The organism is Tistlia consotensis USBA 355, assembly GCF_900177295.1.
Classification (GTDB): Bacteria; Pseudomonadota; Alphaproteobacteria; order Kiloniellales; family DSM-21159; genus Tistlia; species Tistlia consotensis.
The window spans coordinates 180,507-199,250 of record NZ_FWZX01000002.1; the positions used below are offsets into that span (position 1 = coordinate 180,507).

Annotated in this window: 16 protein-coding genes; 3 read left to right on the forward strand and 13 right to left on the reverse strand. The window is 71.4% G+C overall.

Going from position 1 to position 18,744, the window contains the following annotated elements; translation table 11 throughout:
* Positions 1–49: 49 nt before the first annotated feature.
* A complete protein-coding gene (locus B9O00_RS04430) occupies positions 50–1,318 on the reverse strand; it encodes a M20 family metallopeptidase (protein WP_085121235.1) in 1,269 nt (422 codons plus the stop codon).
* Between the two features lie 77 nt (positions 1,319–1,395).
* Here B9O00_RS04430 and B9O00_RS04435 point away from each other — a divergent pair, with 77 nt between their 5' ends.
* Positions 1,396–2,211 (forward strand): GntR family transcriptional regulator, encoded by an 816-nt coding sequence (locus B9O00_RS04435; protein ID WP_085121236.1) that lies wholly within the window; start codon positions 1,396–1,398, stop codon positions 2,209–2,211.
* Positions 2,212–2,223: 12 nt separating this feature from the next.
* Here the strand turns inward: B9O00_RS04435 and B9O00_RS04440 are convergent, their stop codons facing one another.
* Positions 2,224–3,066 (reverse strand): LysR family transcriptional regulator, encoded by an 843-nt coding sequence (locus B9O00_RS04440; RefSeq protein ID WP_159460104.1) that lies wholly within the window; start codon positions 3,064–3,066, stop codon positions 2,224–2,226.
* A gap of 204 nt (positions 3,067–3,270) precedes the next feature.
* Here B9O00_RS04440 and B9O00_RS04445 point away from each other — a divergent pair, with 204 nt between their 5' ends.
* Positions 3,271–4,242, forward strand: a complete 972-nt coding sequence (locus B9O00_RS04445) for an NAD(P)H-dependent flavin oxidoreductase (RefSeq protein WP_085121238.1) — start codon at positions 3,271–3,273, stop codon at positions 4,240–4,242.
* Positions 4,243–4,329: 87 nt separating this feature from the next.
* A complete protein-coding gene (locus tag B9O00_RS04450; RefSeq protein WP_089229676.1) occupies positions 4,330–4,869 on the forward strand; it encodes an MAPEG family protein in 540 nt (179 codons plus the stop codon).
* Between the two features lie 217 nt (positions 4,870–5,086).
* On the opposite strand, the gene B9O00_RS04455 is transcribed toward B9O00_RS04450, so the two are convergent.
* The 11 genes from B9O00_RS04455 to B9O00_RS04505 form a co-directional block, all read right to left on the reverse strand.
* Entirely contained in the window at positions 5,087–6,223 is a 1,137-nt protein-coding gene (locus B9O00_RS04455; protein WP_085121239.1) for a glycosyltransferase family 4 protein, read from the reverse strand.
* Positions 6,220–7,965, reverse strand: coding sequence for a capsular polysaccharide export protein, LipB/KpsS family (locus B9O00_RS04460; protein ID WP_200808399.1), 1,746 nt, complete (start codon positions 7,963–7,965; stop codon positions 6,220–6,222). Before B9O00_RS04460 ends, B9O00_RS04455 begins: the two co-directional genes overlap by 4 nt.
* A 16-nt stretch (positions 7,966–7,981) precedes the next feature.
* Positions 7,982–9,913: a thiamine pyrophosphate-binding protein gene (locus B9O00_RS04465; RefSeq protein ID WP_200808400.1), complete on the reverse strand. Its 1,932-nt coding sequence runs from the start codon at positions 9,911–9,913 to the stop codon at positions 7,982–7,984.
* A gap of 44 nt (positions 9,914–9,957) precedes the next feature.
* The gene (locus B9O00_RS04470) at positions 9,958–10,725 is read right to left on the reverse strand and encodes an acylneuraminate cytidylyltransferase family protein (protein ID WP_085121240.1); all 768 of its coding nucleotides are present in this window, start codon (positions 10,723–10,725) and stop codon (positions 9,958–9,960) included.
* Between the two features lie 7 nt (positions 10,726–10,732).
* Entirely contained in the window at positions 10,733–12,187 is a 1,455-nt protein-coding gene (locus B9O00_RS04475) for an aldehyde dehydrogenase family protein (RefSeq protein WP_085121241.1), read from the reverse strand.
* Positions 12,188–12,297: 110 nt separating this feature from the next.
* Positions 12,298–13,125 (reverse strand): SDR family oxidoreductase, encoded by an 828-nt coding sequence (locus B9O00_RS04480; RefSeq protein WP_085121242.1) that lies wholly within the window; start codon positions 13,123–13,125, stop codon positions 12,298–12,300.
* A gap of 13 nt (positions 13,126–13,138) precedes the next feature.
* Complete coding sequence (locus B9O00_RS04485; RefSeq protein ID WP_200808401.1) at positions 13,139–13,678, reverse strand: KdsC family phosphatase; 540 nt, start codon at positions 13,676–13,678, stop codon at positions 13,139–13,141.
* 625 nt (positions 13,679–14,303) lie between these two features.
* On the reverse strand, positions 14,304–15,353 hold the full coding sequence (locus B9O00_RS04490) for an N-acetylneuraminate synthase family protein (protein WP_085121243.1): 1,050 nt from the start codon (positions 15,351–15,353) through the stop codon (positions 14,304–14,306).
* Positions 15,354–15,501: 148 nt separating this feature from the next.
* Positions 15,502–16,533, reverse strand: coding sequence for a GDP-mannose 4,6-dehydratase (gene gmd / locus B9O00_RS04495; RefSeq protein WP_085121244.1), 1,032 nt, complete (start codon positions 16,531–16,533; stop codon positions 15,502–15,504).
* Between the two features lie 67 nt (positions 16,534–16,600).
* Positions 16,601–17,539 carry a glycosyltransferase family protein gene (locus B9O00_RS04500; protein ID WP_085121245.1) on the reverse strand — a complete coding sequence of 313 codons (939 nt, stop codon included), beginning with the start codon at positions 17,537–17,539 and terminating at the stop codon, positions 16,601–16,603.
* Between the two features lie 17 nt (positions 17,540–17,556).
* Complete coding sequence (locus B9O00_RS04505; protein WP_143596140.1) at positions 17,557–18,666, reverse strand: methyltransferase domain-containing protein; 1,110 nt, start codon at positions 18,664–18,666, stop codon at positions 17,557–17,559.
* Between the last annotated feature and the right edge of the window lie 78 nt (positions 18,667–18,744).

Consider the following 18,744-nt stretch of genomic DNA (forward strand, 5'->3'; position numbering starts at 1 on the left):
TTTCTGCCTCCCTGCTTGCGATGACGGAATGCCCCCGAAGCTCCCTCCTTCAGGTGCCGAACTCGGCGCTCAGGTAGAGCAGCGTGCTGCTGGCGAGCGCGATCAGGTCGTCGAGCGTGGTGAACTCGTCCGCGGCGTGGCCGCGGCTCTCCGGCCGGCCGAGGCCGCCGAGCAGGATCTCCCGGATGCCGGCCTGCTGGACCCAGCCCATGTCGCTGCTGGTCGAGGAGCCCCAGCGCCGGAAGCTCTCGGGCGCATAGCCGAAGCCGGCGGCGACGGCCTGCTGCCAGCGCGGCCAGTGCGGCCCGCCGGGATCGTCGACCGGCGCCAGGTGGCCGACGACCTCGAGGTTCCAGCCGAGCGCGCGGCCGGGGGCGAGCGCCCGCTCGACCGTCCCGCGGATCTCCGCCAGCACCGCCTCGGCCGTCTCCTCCGGCGGGTAGCGCCGGTTGACCACGATCTCGAAGAGGTGCGGCAGGGCCGAGCCCTTGCTGCCGCCGCGCGCCGCCGTCAGGCTGAGCCGCGCGGTCAGCGGCCGGCCCTCGTGGTGCGGCGGCGGCGGCATCGCCGAGGTCCGCTGCTCGACCCGGGCCTTGAGCGCGATGAGGGCGTTCAGCAGCGGCACGGCCTCCTCGAAGGCGTTGATCCCGCCGACCGGATCGCCGGAATGGGCCGAGCGGCCGTGGATGCGGATCCGGAGGTCGAGGCTGCCGAAGCAGCCGGCCCAGATCCGGGGGCCTGCGCTGCCGTTGTAGCTCAGCAGGTGGCCCGACAGTTCACCCTGCTCCGCCAGGTAGCGGATGCCGGGATAGAGGCCGCCCTCCTCGTCGGTGCAGCACAGCAGGACGGGATCGAAGCGCAGCGGCAGCTGGTGCCGCTCGGCGGCGCGCAGCGCCGCCAGCACCGCGGCGATGCAGCCCTTCATGTCGGCGGTGCCGCGGCCGAGCAGGCGGCGGCCGTCGCGGGTCAGCGCCAGCGGCGGCACGCTCCAGCCGTCGCCCGGCGGCACGGTGTCGACGTGGAAGTAGAGGCCGACCGGCTCGCGGCCGCTCGGCCGCTCGGCGATCAGGTTGACCCGCTCGCCCTCGACCTCGGCTCCGTCGCCCGGCAGGCGCCACAGCGCCTCGGGTACCACGACGCGGCGGCAGGCGAAGCCGAGCGGCGCCAGCAGCCCCTCCAGGTGGTCGGCGAAGGCGGCGTAGCCGCGGCCGGGCGGGAAGGAGGTATCGAGCGCAATGAGCGGCGCCAGGGTGTCCACGAGCGCAGACTCGTCGGCCTTGATCTCCGCAAGTGCCGCCGACAGGCGCTCGGACGTCATGCAACTGCCCCCTTGGCTCGTTGGATCATTTCTATATTCTTTATATGAATGAAAGAAGCCGGAGGATCGGCCTGTCAATGGAAAAGCGTGCGGACGAGGTGAATCCCGCGGAGGCCGAGGCGGAGCCCGCCTCGAAGGCGACGCCCTTGCCGGCGCCGACGATCGCGCGGCGCGGCGGCCTGGCGGCGCCGCTCTACGAGCAGCTCAAGCTGCAGATCTCGGAGCTGATCCTGGTCGGCACCTGGCCGCCGGGCACGCTGCTGCCGAGCGAGGTCGAGCTGGCGCGCCGCTACGGCCTGGCCGTCGGCACGGTGCGCCGCGCGCTCAGCGACCTGACCGCCGAGGGCCTGCTGACCCGGCGCCGCAAGACCGGCACCATCGTCAACGACCGCGCGCCGCACCACTCGATGCGCTTCTTCTTCCAGTACTACCGGCTGCACGCCAAGGACGGCACCCTGCTGGTCTCGGAGGCCGAGGTGCTGTCGCGCGAGAGCGCCGTCGCCAGCGAGGCCGAATGCCAGCGCCTGAAGCTGGCCGAGGGCGCGGCGGTCGTGCGGGTCGAGCGCATCCGGCGGGTCGAGGGCCGCGCCGTGATGCACGAGGAGATCACCTGGCCGGCCGAGCGCTTCCCCGAGCTGCTGGCACGCGAGGCCCTGCCGAACCGGCTCTATGTCTTCTTCCTGGAACGCTACGGCATCCGCGTCTCGAGCGTCCGCGAGAGCCTCTCGGCCGAGCTGCCGAGCGAGCGCGACCGGGAGCTGCTCGACCTGCCGGAGGGCCAGGCCGTGCTGGCCATCGACAACCTCGCCTACGACCAGGCCGGCGTGCCGATCGAGTGGCGCCGCTGCCGCGCGCTGACCGACCGCTACTGCTACCTCAACGAGGTGCGCTGAGCGCCGGGCGGCTCAGCTCGAGGCCGCCTCGAGCAGCAGCTCGACCAGGGGGCGGCGGCCGCCGTCGTCGCGGCGGCTGACCAGCATGGTCACGCTGCTGCCGTAGGGCTCGGGCAGCGGCGAGACCGTGAGCTGCGGCGCGTGCAGCGAGATGCGCACCACGGCCTCCGGCAGCACGGCGATGCCGAGGCCGACGGCGGCGCAGCCCAGGATGCCGTCGATCGTGCCGAACTCCATGATCTCGACCGGCGCCCGGCCGCTGGCGCGCAGCCAGCGCTCGGCGACCGAGCGGTAGGTGCAGCCCTGGCGGAAGGCGAGCAGCGGCCGCGCCGCCGGCCGGCCGGTCGGCTCGACCAGGACCAGCCGCTCCTCGAACACCGGCTGCGCCTGCAGCGCCTCGAGGTCGGTGCCGCCAGCCACGAAGGCGGCGTCGAGGCGCCGCTCCAGCACGTCGCGGATCAGCTCGTCGGTCGTGCCGGTCGAGAGCTGCAGCTGGAGGTCGGGCCGGCGCTCGCGGGCGCGCAGCAGCACCGCGGGCAGGCGGGCCCCGGCGGTGCTCTCCATCGAGCCGAGCCGCAGCAGGGTCCGGCCGGCGGCCTGGTCGCGCACCGCCTGCTCGCCCTCGGCCAGGAGGTCGGCGGCGAGCCGCGCCCGCTTCAGCAGCGTCTCGCCGGCCGGGGTCAGGCTGGCGCCCTGGCGGCCGCGGTCGAACAGCACCGCGCCGAGCCGCTGCTCGAGGGAGCGGATCCGGGCGGTGACGTTGGACTGCACGCGGCCGAGCTTCCCGGCGGCGGCCGAGAAGGAGCCGCAGTCGGCGACCGCGAGGAAGGCGGCGAGCTCCTGGCTGGACAGCATTACATCATCTTCAGTGATGGATCGGCGATAAACAATCACTTTTCTGCGGTACCAAGCCGCTTCATGGTTCGACAGGCTCACCATGAAGCGACGGGGACGTTCGCGCAGGCCTCAGGCAGCGCTTCATGGTGAGCCTGTCGAACCACGAAGCGCGGAGGGCGCAAACCCACCCGCGCCTCGGCCGATCAACCAGGAGAACCCGCCATGCCCCGCCTGACGACCGCGCTGACCGAGCTGCTCGGCATCGAGCATCCGATCCTGCTGGCGCCGATGGCGAAGATCAGCGGCGGCCGGCTGGCCGCCGCCGTCTCCGAGGCCGGCGGCCTTGGCCTGCTCGGCGGCGGCTACGCCGAGGCCGACTGGATCGACCCCGCCTTCCGCGACGCCGGCAACGGCCGGATCGGCATCGGCTTCATCACCTGGGCGCTCGACGCCCGGCCCGACTCGCTGACCCGGGCCCTGGCGCACCGGCCGGCCGCGGTGATGCTGTCGTTCGGCGACCCGGCGCCCTACGCGCCGGCGATCAAGCAGGCCGGCGCGACGCTGATCTGCCAGGTCCAGCGGCTTGACGAGGCGCAGCGGGCCGTCGCGCTCGGCGCCGACGTGATCGTCGCGCAGGGCCAGGACGCCGGTGGCCACGGCCGCCTCGGCCGCGGCACCCTGGCCTTCGTGCGCGCCGCCGCCGAGGCCCTGCCGGTGCCGGTCGTGGCGGCCGGCGGCATCGGGGACGGCCGCGGCCTCGCCGCCGCGCTGATGCTGGGGGCCGCCGGCGTGCTGATGGGTACGCGCTTCTACGCCGCCGAGGAGGCGATCGCGCCGGCGCCGGTCAAGCAGGCGCTGGTCGAGGGCCGCGGCGACGACACGGTGTTCGGCGGCGTCTTCGACAGGCTGCGCGGCCCGGCCTGGCCGGCGCCCTTCGCCGGCCGCTCGCTCGCCAACGCCCTGACCGAGCGCTGGGGCGGGCGCGAGCAGGAGCTGGTCGGCGACCTCCTGGAGGCCGAGCGCGCCGCCTACCGCGCCGCCGACCAGGCCGGCGACATGGGCCGGAAGGTGGTCTGGGCCGGCGAGGTGGTCGACATGATCGAGCGCAGCGACCCGGCCGCCACGATCGTCCGACGCACGGTCGCCGAGGCGGTCGAGGCCCTGTCCGGCGCGGCGCGCTTCCTCACCGCTTAGCGCCCGCCCGCCTTGACCGCTCCTTTCCGAGCGCGGAAGGTGCGCCGCAGCCGGGCTCGACGGCACATCTCGGGGAGAGGGGCGGCCATGGCACTCGACAAGGCGCAGCACGGCGTCCTGCGCGGCATGCTCGCCGCGCTGGCCTTGAGCATCGTCGCGCTCGCCGGCGCGGTGCTGTGGCAGCCGGCCTTCCTGCAGGCGCCGGCGCCGATCGCGGAGCGGCTGGCCGCGGCCTTGCGCTGGGAGGTCCTGCCGCTGCTCTGCCTGGTCGCGGCGATCGGCAACCTGGCGCGCCACCGCTTCTTCACGCCGGCCGACATCGACGGCAGCGGCCTGACCGCCGGCACGGAGCGCGCCCGCGTCTTCCAGTCGGTCCTGCAGAACACGCTGGAGCAACTCGTCATCGCCCTGCTCGCCCACCTGCTCTGGGTCGCCGCGGCGCCGCCGGCCTGGTTCGGCGCGGTGCCGGTCGCGGCGGTGCTGTTCCTGGTCGGCCGGATCTCCTTCGCCGCCGGCTATGCCGGCGGCGCCCCGGCCCGCGCCGTCGGCTTCGCCCTGACCTTCTATCCGACCTTGCTGCTGACCCTGGGCAGCGTGCTGCTGCTCCGGCGCGTCGCGGGCGGATAGGGGCCTCCGATGCTTCTCTCCTCTCCGCCCCGGGGGGCGGAGAGGGGCGCGAAGCGCGGCGCTACGCGCGGAGAGGTGGGGGAGACTGCGGCGCGGCCAACGCCCGGGCTTCGGGAAGGCCGCTGTCCCACCTCACCCTCCCGCTCTGCGGGCCCCTCCCTCTCCCCCCGAGAGGGCGGAGAGGGGAAGTCGGGCGTGACGGCGGGGACCGGGGCCCCTACTCCGGCGCGCCCTCCAGCAGCTGCTGGGCGAAGCCGACGTAGAGGCCGGCCAGGGTGTCCCAGGACTTCGGGCCGGCGGCCGTCTCGGCGGCGGCGGCCGAGGCGCGGGCGTAGCGCGCCGGCGATTCCAGCAGGGCCATCACGGCCTGGGCGAAGGCCGGGCCGGTGACCGCCTCGGCGACCGTGCCGCTGCCGTAGTCGGCGATCTCCTCGGCGAGGCCGCCGACCGGCGTCGCCACGGCCGGCAGGGCGGCGTACTCGGCGGCGGCGAGCGCCCCCGACTGGCTGGCCTCGCGGTAGGGCAGCAGCAGGATGTCGGCCTCGGCCAGCATGCCGGCGATCTCGTCCTCGCCGATCCAGCGGCTCTCCCAGTGCAGGCCGGGCAGGTTGCGCAGCATCGGGCCGTAGACCGCCTCGTCGCCGCGCCCGGCGACGGTCAGGCGCACGCGGGTGCCGTAGCGCCGGCGCAGCAGCTTGTAGGCTTCGGCCAGGATGTCGAGGCCCTTGTACTCGAGCAGCCGCCCGAAGAAGAGCAGCTCGACCGCCCGGTTCTGCGGCAGGGCGCGCGGCGCATGCGGCGCGTCGCCGAAGGAGAAGCTGCCGTGCGGGATGACGGCGGTCCGCTCGGGCGGCATGTCCGGATAGAGGCGCTGCAGCTGCCCGGCGACGTGGTGGGTCAGGGCGATCAGCGCGTCGGCCTGGGCCAGGTCCCTGGCCAGGGTCCAGCGGCGCAGCCGGCTCGATTCGCCGGGATGCGGCTCGGCGTCGTGGGCGACCAGGCAGTAGGGCACGCCGGCGCGCTTCAGGGCCGGCGCGACGAAGGGCGACCAGAGGTGGCTCATGGTCGAGACCACCAGGTCGGTCTGCTGGGCGCGCAGGAAGGCGGCGAAGCGCCGGCGCAGCAGCGGCAGGCGCAGGAAGCCGGCGGCATAGCCACGGGCGCTCTCGTAGGTGTCGACCTCGAAGGACGGCAGCTCCAGCGCGCGCATCGCCTCGGCGTAGTCGCTCTGCCGCGAGTAGCTGACCGCGACCTCGACGTCGTCGCGCGCCTTGAGCGCGCGCGCCAGCTCCCAGGTGTAGCGCGGACCGCCGCCCTTGCGGTTCCAGTGCCAGAGCAGGAGGCGCGGGGTCATCGCGCCTCCGCCGGTGTCGGGACGGCGGCCGGCTGCTGCCGCTCGGCGGGGAACACGAAGGGCCGGCCCTCGAGGATGCCGTCGCAGACCGTGTCGAGGCCGGGCGTGGCGCCGGGCCTCAGCGCGGCCAGGCCGGACAGCTCGGGGCGGTAGGGCGGCCAGCCGCCGGTCGGCTCCATGAAGGGCAGGGGGATCATCCTCCGGAAGAAGAAGTGGTAGGCGTAGCGCCGGGCACGGGCGACCGTCTCGCGGTCGAGGCGCCGGCCGGCCGGCAGCGACTCGAGCAGCTCGCGGTAGTGCGCCGGACTGTCGGCGTCCCGGGTCAGGCCCTTGTTGCGGATCCAGGCCTCGCCGGCAACGATCGTCGGAATGCCCATGGCCGTCAGCTCGACTCCCATCTTGGTACCGTAGATCAGCGCGCTGTCGCAAAGCTCAAGCAGCGCGTAGGTGCTAATCGGACTTTCCGGCGGAACGATGAAGACATTCTCGGGCAGACGGGAAAACCGCTTCCCGATCTCCTCGACGACGCGCTGGCGCGAGGCGGGGGTGCCGCGGATCTCGGCCGGGTGGACCCGGATCGCGAGCTGCAGGTCGGGCCGCTCGGCGAAGGCGCGGATGCTCGCCTCGACCCATTCCATCATCGAGCCGAAGGCGTTGGCCGGGTAGTGCAGCTGGGCGTCCCAGACGACGTTGGTCAGCAGGCCGATGGTCGGCTTCTCCGGGTCCAGGCCGAGCTCGCGGCCGATCGCGCTGCCGTCGAAGGTCGGCCGTTCGTGGAAGAAGATCCAGTCGCCGGAGCCGGTCCAGCGGCTCTTCAGGTAGCCGACGATCTCGGCCTCCTGCGCCGGGCTCAGCGCGAGATCCTGCCAGGCCTCGGCCGGCTCGGCCATCAGCGTGTGGTGGTAGGTGTCGTCGTGGCTGAAGATGAAGCAGTGGCGGCGGTAGGCCGGGTTCCAGGTGACGATGCGCGCGCCGCCGGCCGCGGCGCCCAGGGCCGCCGGCCCCTGGGGCACGTAGATGCCGTGGTGGGCGACGACGACCTCGTAGCCGCGCTCGGAGACCAGCCGCTTCATCGCGAGATAGGTCAGCAGGGCGGCGTGCAGGAAGCGGCGCAGCACCGCCTCGCCGCTCGGCTCGCCGGCGAGCGAGCCCTTGGCGAAGAAGCGCAGCGCGCCCGCCAGCGCCTGCTCGCCGAGCGGCGCGTCGTCGAGCCGGACGGCGGCCAGACCCTCGGCCGGGGTCCGGGCGGCCAGGTCGGCGGCCAGACGACGGTCGGCCTCGCTCAGCCAGCCGTCGTAGGTCTCGACGGCCAGGCCGCTGCTGCGGAAGCCGGCCGCCGCGGGCGCGTAGCACTGGCCGCAGAGCTCGCTCGGGCCCTTGCGGACGAAGCGGGCCGGGTCCGGGTACCAGCCGGCCTCGGCCATCTGGCAGGCCGGCAGCGCCTCGTCGCAGAGCAGGAAGTCGACCTGCGCGCCGCGCAGGGTCAGGGCGACGCCGAGCAGCGCGTCGAGGCCGGCGAGGCCGAGGTGGCCGCCGATGCCGGTCGCGACCAGCACGCGCGGCCCCGCGGCCGCGCCGCGCGCTGCCTCCCAGGCCGGCCAGTCGTCGCCGATCAGCCGGCGCCAGTCGGGATGGCCGCCGTGCCGGGCGATGTGGCGCAGCCGCGCCATGCGCACCTGCCGCATGCCGGGCAGGCTGCGCAGCCGCGCCTTCAGTGCCTTGGCGGCCTCCCGTGCGGCCATGGCCGGCCGCCCGGGATCAGTGGCCGAGGGTCGCGGCGATGCCCGCGGCCAGGCTCTCGGCGTCGAGGCCGGCGTGCTTCAGCACGTCGGCGTTGCTGCCGGAGACCGGCACCTTCTCGAGGCCGAAGCGCCGGGCCTTGAGGCCGCCGAGGCCCTGCTCGAAGGCCGCGGTCATGACGCGCTCGCCCTGACCGCCGTCGAGGTAGTGGTTGTCCAGGGTGAAGAGCGCCGACTTGCCGGCCAGGGTCTTGGCCAGCCAGGCGCCGTCGACCCTGTTGAGCCAGGGCAGGTTGACGACCTCCAGGCCGATGCCGCGCTGCTTCAGCAGGTCGGCGGCGGCGCAGGCCTGGGCCAGCATGACCATGCCGTAGGTCACGATCACCGCCTCGCCGTCGTGGCCGCCGACGCGCACGCCGTGGCCGACCGAGGGCTTGTAGCCGGCCGGCAGGGCGAAGGGCACCTGCCAGGGCACCGAGACCATGCGGAAGTAGCTCGAGCCCCGGCTCTCCTCGATCGCCCAGTCGAGCAGCGGGGCGACCTCCTCGGGGCAGGAGGGCTCCAGGATGGTGACGCCCGGCATGGCGCCGACCGCGGCGATGTCGCGCACCGACTGGTGCGAGTGGCCGGGGCCGCCCGGCACCATGCCGGCGAGCCAGCCGACGTAGATCACCTTCGTGTGCTCGGTGGCGTTGTTGTAGATCTGCTCGTTCGGCCGGGTCGAGAGGAAGCAGGCGAAGGAATTGCAGACCGGGATCATGCCCTTGAGGGCCATGCCGCCGGCCTGGCTGACCATGTCCATCTCGGCGATGCCGCACTCGACCGTGCGCTCCGGGAAGCGCTGGCGGAAGGGGATCAGGCCGGTGTCGAGCAGCAGGTCGGCGTCGAGCGCGACCAGGTTGTCGTGGCGCTCGGCGGCGGCGATCAGCGCGTCGCTGTAGGCCGGCAGCAGGCGCCTGGTCTCGCCCGGCTGCGGCGCCGGCTTGTTCTGGACCTTCTCCAGCTCCAGGGAGGCGGCGCCGGCCTTGTCGAGCTGCCGGTTGATGCTGTCGATCAGCTCCTGGGCCGCCTTGGTGTACTGGTCGGCCTTGGGGGCGCCGGAGTGGAAGGTGTACTGCGCGGCGTCGGACTCCATGGCGGTGTGCTCCATGAAGGAGACGCCCTTGCCCTTGATGGTGTCGCAGATGATGACCTGCGGGCCGTCGGCCTTCCTGCAGCGCTCCAGGGCGGCGGCGAGCTGGCCGAGGTCGTGGCCGTCGACGCGCTCGACGTGCCAGCCGAAGGCCGCGAACTTCGCCGGCAGGTCGCCGAGGTCGCTGGTCTGGCTCAGCAGGAAGTCGGACTGCAGCTTGTTGTGGTCGACGACGACCGTGATCTCCCTGAGTTTGTCGTTCGCCGCGGAGACCAGCGACTCCCAGATCTGGCCCTCCTGCAGCTCGCCGTCGCCGGTCATCACGTAGAGGTGGACGTCAAGGCCGCGGCGGCGGTGCGCGAAGGCCATGCCCTTGGCCTTGGAGATGCCCATGCCGAGCGCGCCGGTGTTGGTCACCATGTTCGGCGTGCGCACGTCCGGGTGGCCGGGCAGGCCGTCGGCCTGGCGCAGCTTGTGGACGTACTCCGCCGGCAGCTTGCCGAGCGCGATCATCACGGCATAGAGGCCCGGCGCGTCGTGGCCCTTCGACGAGAAGTAGAGGTCCCGGGCGCTGCCGTCCTCGTTGGTGCGCATCTCGTTGAGGTGCAGCCAGGAGACCACGTCCATCGAGGAGAAGCTGGAGCCGATGTGGCCCGAGCCGGCGCGCGCGATCATGTAGAGCGCGTTGAGCCGCGCCATGTCGGCGAACAGCGCCGTGCGCACGGCGGGCTCGGCATTGAGGCTGCGGATCCGGTCGAACTCCTTGCGGTCCGCGTAATAAAGCTCGCCCTCGACGGCCTTGCCGATCAACTCACCCACGGTTCTCGCTCCCTCGTTTTCCTGCGCTCAAGGTGCCGTCCGCCTCAGGCGGCCGGGCCCTGCCACGGCTCGGTCGTGACCGGCGGCAGCGTCGCCTGGCCCTCGGCCAGCAGGTGCTGCGCGTACCACCAGTCTTCCATGTCGTTGATGTCGAAGCCTTCCATCGGCTCGGTGATGAAGGGCATCAGCACGGTCCCGGCGATCGTGCCTTCCTCCAGCGCGACCCGGGTCCAGGCGATCTCCAGGCTGGCGTTCTGGACGTGGACCGTCGGCAGGCTGGCCATCTGGCTGGAGTGCCAGGGCGTCTCGCCTTCCTTGGTCAGCGGCATCAGAGGATACATGCGCCTGCCGCGCACGACCCACATCTTGCCGGGGTGCTGCTTGACCTTCTCGACCGCGCGCAGGGAATCGACGCCCTCCTCGGCCAGGAACTCGGTCCAGGCGCGCCGGATCGTCTCCGGCTGGCGGAAGGGGCTGGTCGGCCGCAGGATCGAGAAGGCCTCGCGGCCGCGCCCCTGCTCCTGCAGCATCCGCAGGGTATAGGCGATCCACTCGATGTCCGGCGAGGTCGAGGAGGCGAACTCCGCCGGCCTCAGCCCCGGGACCTCGGCGCCGTAGTGGCGCGCGATCTCGGCGTAGCGCTCGCTGTCGGTCGAGACCAGCACCTCGGAGAAGACGCCCGACTCGATCGCTGCGCGGATCGTGTAGGCCATGACCGGATGGTCGCCGAGCCGGCGGATGTTCTTGTCGACGACCCGCTTCGAGCCGGAGCGGGCCGGGATCAGCGCGACGCAGCGAGGGGTGGCGGCCATCTCTGCCCTACAGCTTGGCGGGGTCGACGTTGAGATAGATGTCCTTCAGCTCGCTGTAGACGTCCAGCGCCTCGGTGCCCGGCTCGCGCGTGCCGTTGCCGGACTGCTTCGGGCCGCCGAAGGGCATGTGCGGCTCCGAGCCGTAGGTGCCGGCGTTGACCACCGTGGCGCCGGCCTGCACGCCGTGGCTGAAGGCCAGCGCCCGGTCGAGGCTGCGCGTGTGGATGCAGGCGGTCAGGCCGTAGGGATGGTCATTGGCCATCGCCAGGGCCTGGGCGAAGTCGCGCACCCGGTAGAGGCTGGCGACCGGCCCGAACAGCTCGGTCTGCGAGATCTCGTCGTCGGGCGCCGCCCCTTCGACCACGGTCGGCTCGAGGTAGCAGCCCTTGTCGCCGGCGCGCCTGCCGCCGATCAGCACCTTCGCGCCCTTCCCGGTCGCCCGCTCGATCGCGCCCAGCATGTTGTTGAGCTGGCGCTCGTTGATCACCGGGCCGAGGTCGCAGTCCTCCTCGACGCCCAGCTTCTGCGCCCTGGTCGCCTCGACCAGCTTGTCGCGGAAGGCCTCGTAGACCGACTCGAAGACCAGGAAGCGGCTGCCGGCGGCGCAGCGCTGGCCGGCGTTGGAGTAGGCCGAGAGGCAGGCCCACTTGACCGCGTTGTCCAGGTCGGCGTCGTCGCAGACCACGAAGGGGTTCTTGCCGCCGAGCTCCAGGGACAGCTTCTTCAGCTGCCGGCCGCAGGACTCGGCGATGCGCCGGCCGACCGCGGTCGAGCCGGTGAAGCTCAGCACGTCGACGCCCGGGTGGTCGACGAGCGGCTGGCCGGCCTCGGCACCCAGGCCGTGGACGACGTTCAGCACGCCCTTGGGCAGCCCGGCCTCCTCGCAGATCCTGGCCATCAGCCAGGCCGAGACCGGCGTGTCCTCGGCCGACTTCAGCACCACGGCGTTGCCGCAGATCAACGCCGGGAAGACCTTCCAGGCGAAGTTCGGGGCGGGCGTGTTGGCGGCGATGATCAGGCCGGCGACGCCGCAGGGCGTGCGCACCGTCATGTTGTACTTGTTGGGCGTGCCGCTCGGCATGGTCCGGCCGAACAGGCGCTGGCCCTCGCCGGCGAAGAAGCGGCCGCAGAGGATCGCGCCGCCGACCTCGCCCTTGGAATCCTTCAGGCGCTTGCCGGCCTCGGCCGCGACCGCCGCGGCGATCTCGTCGGCACGCGCCTCGAGGGCGTTCATGACCTGGTGCAGGATGTGGCCGCGCTGCACGGCCGGCGTCGCCGCCCAGCCCGGCTGTGCGGCGCGCGCCGCGGCGACCGCCGCCGACACGTCGGCGGCCTCGGAGCGGGCGACCTGGCAGATCTCGCTGCCGTCGTGGGGATTGACGTTGGCGAAGCTGCGGCCGCTCTCGGCCGGCCGCTCTTCGCCACCGATCAGGTTCGGCAGGATCGAAGGCAGGTCGGTCATGTCTCGCGAGGCTGTTCGGTGATCGGGAAGGGGGCGGAGAAGGACGCTTCGTCCGGCCGCGCCGGGCCCCGTCCTGGGGCCGCGCCAGCGGCCGGGACCGCGGTCGACCGCTACCAGGCCGTGAAACCGCCGTCGATCGTGAGATTGGCCCCGGTCATATAGGCCGAGGCCTTGGACATCAAGTAGATAATGGTGCCGTTGTACTCGGCCTCGTCGGCCATCCGGCCGAGCGGCACCTTGGCGCAATACTTCTCCAGGAAAGCCGGATCCTGGTTGTTGAAGACGCCGGCGAAGGTCACCGTGTTGACGCGCACGCCCCTGGGTCCCCAGTAGGTCGCGAGGTAGCGCGTCAGGTTGTAGAGCGACGACTTGCTGGCCGAGTAGGCGACCGGCTTGAAGAAGGTCTCGCCGCGCTGGCGCCGGTACTCGTAGAGGCCCTGGTCGGGCGAGACCAGACCGTAGATCGAGGCGACGTTGACGATCGAGCCGCCGCCGGCCTCGGCCATGCCGCCGCCGAACACCTGGCAGCACAGGAAGGGGCCCTTGGCGTTGACCTCCATGACCTTGTCCCAGGAGGACTCGGGATAGGTCTCGAAGGGCCCGGTCTCCTCGGCCGGCGAGTCCGGCGGGGAGTCGAGGGCGGCGTTGTTGACCAGGCCGCTCGGCTCTTCCCAGCGGCTGCGGATGTGCTGGCGGGCGGCCTCAAGCGAGGCGCGGTCGGTGATGTCGCCGCCGACGAACAGCAGGTTCGGGTCGTCGGCGGCGGCACCGAAGCGCTTGCGGACCAGCTCGGCGTCGAGCTCGAGGCCCCGGCCGCGATCGAGCACGGCGACCCGGGCGCCCTGGCCGAGCAGCGCCTGACAGAACTGCCGGCCGAGCTGTCCGAGGCCGCCGGTGACGACCACGACCCGGCCGTCGAGATCGAAGAGTCCGCTCATGCTGCTGCTTCCTTCAGGGGTAGCGCGCCTCGACGCCGCGGGCGGCGCCGATCGCGTCGCAGATCTCGCGCACCGCGCCGTGGCCGCCGGTCCGGCGGGTCAGCCAGCGCACGAAGGGGTGGATGTCCTCGTGGGCGTCGGCGACGCCGAGCGGCAGGCCGACCGCGCGCAGCAGCGGGATGTCGTTGACGTCGTTGCCGACGAAGCCGCAGTCGCCGAGCGCCAGGCCGCGCTCCCCGGCGACCTCGCGGGCCGCGGCGATCTTGTCGGACAGGCCCTGGCGGCAGCCGATCTTCAGCTTGCCGGCGCGCGCCGTGACCACCGGGTTGACCTCGGTCGAGAGGATGAAGGGCTCGACGCCGGCGCGCTCCAGCCGGCGCAGGCCGATGCCGTCGAAGCGGCTGGCGCGCACGGCCTCGCGGCCGTCCTCGAAGACGAAGACCGCGTTGTCGGTGAACACCCCGTCGAAGTCGAAGAACAGCAGCCGCACGGCGGCCTGCGCCTCGACGAAGGCGGGATCCCGCGGGTCCGCGGCGGCGGGCAGGGCGGTCATCGGCGGTGCGCTCGACGGAAGGGCGGCATGGGGCGATTCGGTTCTGCGGCTGCAGCGGCGGGCGGCGCCCTTATAGGGCAGCGGCTTTCGCGCTGTCATCCCCGATGCACCGTCGTCGGTGCCCTCGGGCAGGCTTCCCCGGATTGGCAGGCTATCGCTCGGACGGTGGGGCGAAGACACGGGGGCCTTCCACGGAAGGCGTCGCATTCGCGATTGAACAGGGCCATCGGTCGGTTCCGCCGTCCGTTCGGCCGACATCCTCGGATCGGCTTGTCTGCCTGTCGGCAGCCGCCCCGGCCACCGCATCGTGCAGGCCGGCGAGCGGATGCGGCCGGCCAACAACCTGGGGATCCAGACCCGGATCGTCGCGCGCTCGCGCGGCTTCGTCGGAACTGACGGCGGCCTCAGCTACCTCGCGCCCTTCCTCGGCAAGCCCGCGGTCTGCATCCACGAGAGCGGCAACGAGCTCGACAACGCGCACATCAACAGGGCGCGCACCGTGCTCCGCAGCATGGGCGTGCCCTTCGTGCTGCTGAGCGGTCTGGCCTGGGGTACAAAGAAAACCGGCCGGATCGTTCCCGATCCGGCCGGCGCGTCCGTCTTCCGTCGTCGGACGGCGGAGCCGTCAGGCGAAGTCCTCGAAGGCGTAGTTCTCGTCTTCCTTGACCGCCCGCTTGAGCGTGCGCCCGAGCAGCTTGTCGAACTCGTAGGGCGGGATGCCGTCGTTCGGCACCTTGATCGCGATGTCGTCGGCGGTGATCGTGTGGCCGGCCGGCAGGTCGCGCGCGGCGACCAGCTTCTTGGCCATCTTGAACAGCGGCTTGGCCTCGCTCGGATAGCTGCGCTTGACGCCGTCGCCGAGGGCCGTGTGGGTCCGCTCGAGGTCGCGGATCATCTTCCTGAGGCCGGTCGGCTCCAGCGAGAAGGCCTGGTCGGTGCCCTTCCAGGCCCGGTTCAGGGTGAAGTGCTTCTCGATCATGCGGGCGCCCAGCATGTAGGCGACCAGCGGCATGGCGATGCCGTTGTCGTGCGCCGAGAAGCCGATGACGATGTCCGGGAAGGCCTGCCGGAAGGTATCGATGACCTTCAGGTTGAGCTCCGACCACTCCGGCGGATAGCCGCTGGTGCACTGCATGATGCAGACGTTCGGGTTGATCGGCATCACGGCCTCGTAGGCGCGCTGGGCGTCCGCCATCGTGCCGCCGCCGGTCGACATCACCATCGGCTTGCCGATCTCGGCGACGTACTTGATCAGCGGGATGTTGGTCAGGTCGCCGGAGGCGATCTTGTAGGCCGGCATGTCGAGCTCGGCCAGGAAGTCCGCGCTCTTGTGGTCGAAGGCCGTGGAGAAGAAGGTGACGCCGAGCTCCTTGGCGTACTTCTGCAGCTCCATGTACTCGTCGCGGCCGAACTCCAGGAACTCGCGATGCGCCCCGTACGTGTCGGCGTAGGCGTTCTCGCTGTTGTACGGGCTGTCGTACATCTCCTTGGTGAAGAGCGCGCGGTTGTCGCGCTTCTGCAGCTTCACCGCCTGCGCGCCGCACTCGGCCGCGGCCTTGAACAGCTGCTTGCACTTCTCCAGGTCGCCCTGGTGGTTGTGACCGATCTCCGCGATCACGTAGGCATTGCTGTCGTCGGAGATCTCAACACCGTCAATCGTGAGCGTACGCGCCATCGTGGATCCGATCGGTGACTGGGGGGAACTGGTGCTCGTTCCGGAGTCGGGCATGGGCTGGGGCCCTTCTGCTTGGCTGGGGTAGTGGCTCGCCGCGTCCTTGTCCACCCCTTTCTGGGGCGAGGTGGTGCGGCGATTTCCCTGGGTTCTAGCTCAAGACCTCGCCGCGGTCGAGTGCGTCGAGGTCGGCCTTGACCATCATTTCGGCGAGGTCCTCCAGACTGGTCTGGGCGGACCAGTCCAGCTCGGCCTTGGCCTTGCTCGGATCGCCGACCAGCAGATCGACCTCGGCCGGCCGGAAGAAGGCCGGATTGACCCGGACCAGGGTCTTGCCGCTGGCCCGGTCGATGCCGATCTCGTCGACGCCCTGGCCCTCGAAGGCGAGGTCGTAGCCGCAGGCGGCGCCGGCCAGGCGCACGAAGTCGCGGACCGTCTCGGTGCGGCCGGTCGCCAGCACGTAGTCGCTGGCCCGGTCCTGCTGCAGCATCCGCCACATGCCGTCGACGTAGTCCCCGGCGAAGCCCCAGTCGCGCTTGGCGTCCAGGTTGCCGAGCTCGAGCCGCTCGGCCTCGCCGCGGCGCATGCGCGCGAAGGTCGAGGTGATCTTGCGGGTGACGAACTCGATGCCGCGCAGCGGCGACTCGTGGTTGAACAGGATGCCCGAGGTCGTGTGCAGCCCGAAGGACTCGCGGTAGTTCACCGTGATCCAGTGGGCGTAGAGCTTGGCGACGCCGTAGGGGCTGCGCGGGTAGAAGGGTGTGGTCTCGCTCTGCACCGGCTGCTGGATCTTGCCGAACATCTCGGAGGTCGAGGCCTGGTAGAAGCGCGCCTCCGGCTTGACCAGCCGGATCGCCTCGAGCAGGCGCGCCACGCCCATGCCGTCGACGTCGCCGGTGAAGATCGGCTGCTCGAAGGAGACCCCGACGAAGCTCTGGGCGGCCAGGTTGTAGACCTCGTCGGGCTTCACCTGGTCGATGACCCGCACGATGTTGCTGAACTCCAGCAGCTCGAAGGGAATCAGCTTGATCCGGCTCTCGATGCCCAGGCGGCGCAGGCGCCAGTCGTTGAGCGAGGAGGAACGGCGGAACGCGCCCCAGACCTCGTAGCCCTTGTCGAGCAGCAGCTTCGACAGGTAGGCGCCGTCCTGTCCCAGAACGCCGGTGATCAATGCCTTCTTCACGCTGTCCCCTTTCGCCGGGCCCGCAGCCGTCCCGGCCCCAAGATGCCCGGAGCCCGAATGCCCGGTCTCAGCAGCCGATCTCCTCGCGCCCGCGCAGCAGCTCGAGCAGCGGCCGCCAGCCGCGGCCCTCGGCGACCGAGCGGCCGCGCGCGGCGATGCCTTCCAGCAGGGCCTTGTCGAGCGGCAGCTCACCCTGGCACTGGCGGATGTCGACGATGCTCTCCAGGTGCACGAAGTCGTGCGGCGAGTGCTCGTCGAGATTGGTCAGGACCACCGCGCCGCACTGCATGGCGGTGTTGACCGAGGTGTTGTTGGCGCGCACGCCGCTGCCGAAGAAGGCGGCGAAGAAGGTGCAGCGCCGGAGGTAGTTGTACAGCCCGGTGTCCGAGATGAAGCCGAGGAAGAAGATCTTGTCGCCGAAGATCCGCTTCAGCTCCTCGTAGGCCGAGGTGAAGGAATCATCCAGGCTCTTGCCCTCGTGGATCGCCGCCGAGATGTAGAGGCAGTAGGACTTGCCGGTCGCCTCCAGCAGGTCGTGCAGCTCGTAGTAGTAGTCGGCGCGCACCTTGTGGGCCATGCCGAAGGTGTAGAGCGAGATGTCGACCTCTTCGGGGAAGGGCACGGCGTCGAACAGGTAGCCCGGGCACCAGGCCTCGACGACGTCGTCGTGCAGCGCCTTCAGCTCCGCGGCCAGCGCCTCGTTGCCGACGTAGACCGTGCTGGCGCGGCGCAGCAGCTTGGCCTCGACCGGGGTCGCCGAATAGTCGTGGAAGAACAGGCGCGGCTCGACCGCCTTGCCCCAGCCGTCGACCAGCGCCTCGAGCCGCTCGGCGTCGCCCTCGGCGAACTCCGAGAGCTTGATCGAGAGCAGCGGCCGGCGGCAGCGCGCCGCCTCCGCCGAGAACAGCTGGTGCATGGGCAGGCCGAGCTGGTCGGCCAGCGCGCGGTTGAAGCGCGCGACGCCGCAGGTCAGCGGGTTCATGTGGTAGCTGAGCAGGCTGTCCATCGCGACGCCGTCCCGTCTCAGGCCTTCGCCGGCTTCTCGTAGACCAGGACGCGGCGCTTATCGAGCCAGTCCATGGCCTTCTCCAGGTCCGGCCGCCGCTTCATGCCCTGCATGACGAACAGCAGGCGCAGCAGGTCCATGTTCATCAGGGTGATGTGGGTCGGGTCGACCTCGAACTCCGTGGTCACGTCGAACAGGGTCGGCGGCGCCGGATGGAAGCGAGTCGTGAGATAGATGTACTTCGAGGAGATGCGGCAGAGGTTCTCGACCGCCTTCTGCACGTCGAGCACGCGCAGGTGCTCGAAGACCTCGCGGCAGATCACCAGCTCGTAGCCGTCGCTCGGCAGGGCGATGTCGGTGATCGAGCCGATGTGGATGCGGTCGCGCACCTCGGGCGGCGCGGTGTCCTTGCTGGCCTGGGAGAAGTCGACGCCGTCGGCCTTCACGCCCAGCTCGTGCAGCAGGTAGATCAGGTTGCCCGGGCCGCAGCCCATGTCGACGATCGACCTGGCCTGGAAGACGTCGCGGATCAGCTCGGGATTGCGGCCCTCGCGCTTGCGCCGCGCCTCGAGCTGGTAGGAGTTGGCCTCGTCGCGCCACTCGGCGTGGAAGTAGTCGGCGTCGTAGGCGTCGGCGCCCTCGGCCGACTGGTTCTGCACGAAGTCCTCGAAGGCCGAGACCTGCTCGGTCAGGTCGCCGACCTTCAGGAAGTCGCGCACACGCTGGGTCGAGGAGTCGGTGACGGTGTCGAGGTAGACGATCTCGATGCCGTGCTCCTGGCAGACCGCGACCTCCTCGGCGGGCAGGCGGCCTTCCCAGTCCTTGCCCTTGACGTAGTACTTCGGCTGCAGCGCCCGCAGCACCTCGGCGGTCGAGCCCTCGGAGATGTGCACGAAGGCGATCGGCTTGAGCGCGTCGATGACCCTGGCCCGCTCCTCCTGGGGCAGTAGCACCCGGTGCTTCTTCGAGACGTAGGCGTCGCCCGTCAGGTTGCAGAGGACCGGGGCCCCCAGCTTCGCGGCTTCCTCGAAATAGCGCACGTGGCCGGCGTGCAGGGGGTCGAAGCCGCCGTCGACCATGGCGACGGCATGACGGTGAGCGCTCAGCGCATCGGTCGACAGAATCACTTAGTCACTCCGAACGGGAAGCTGCGCCAGAGTCCGGCGCAAGGGCGGCGGCGCCCTTATAGGAAAAACCGCAGGCCC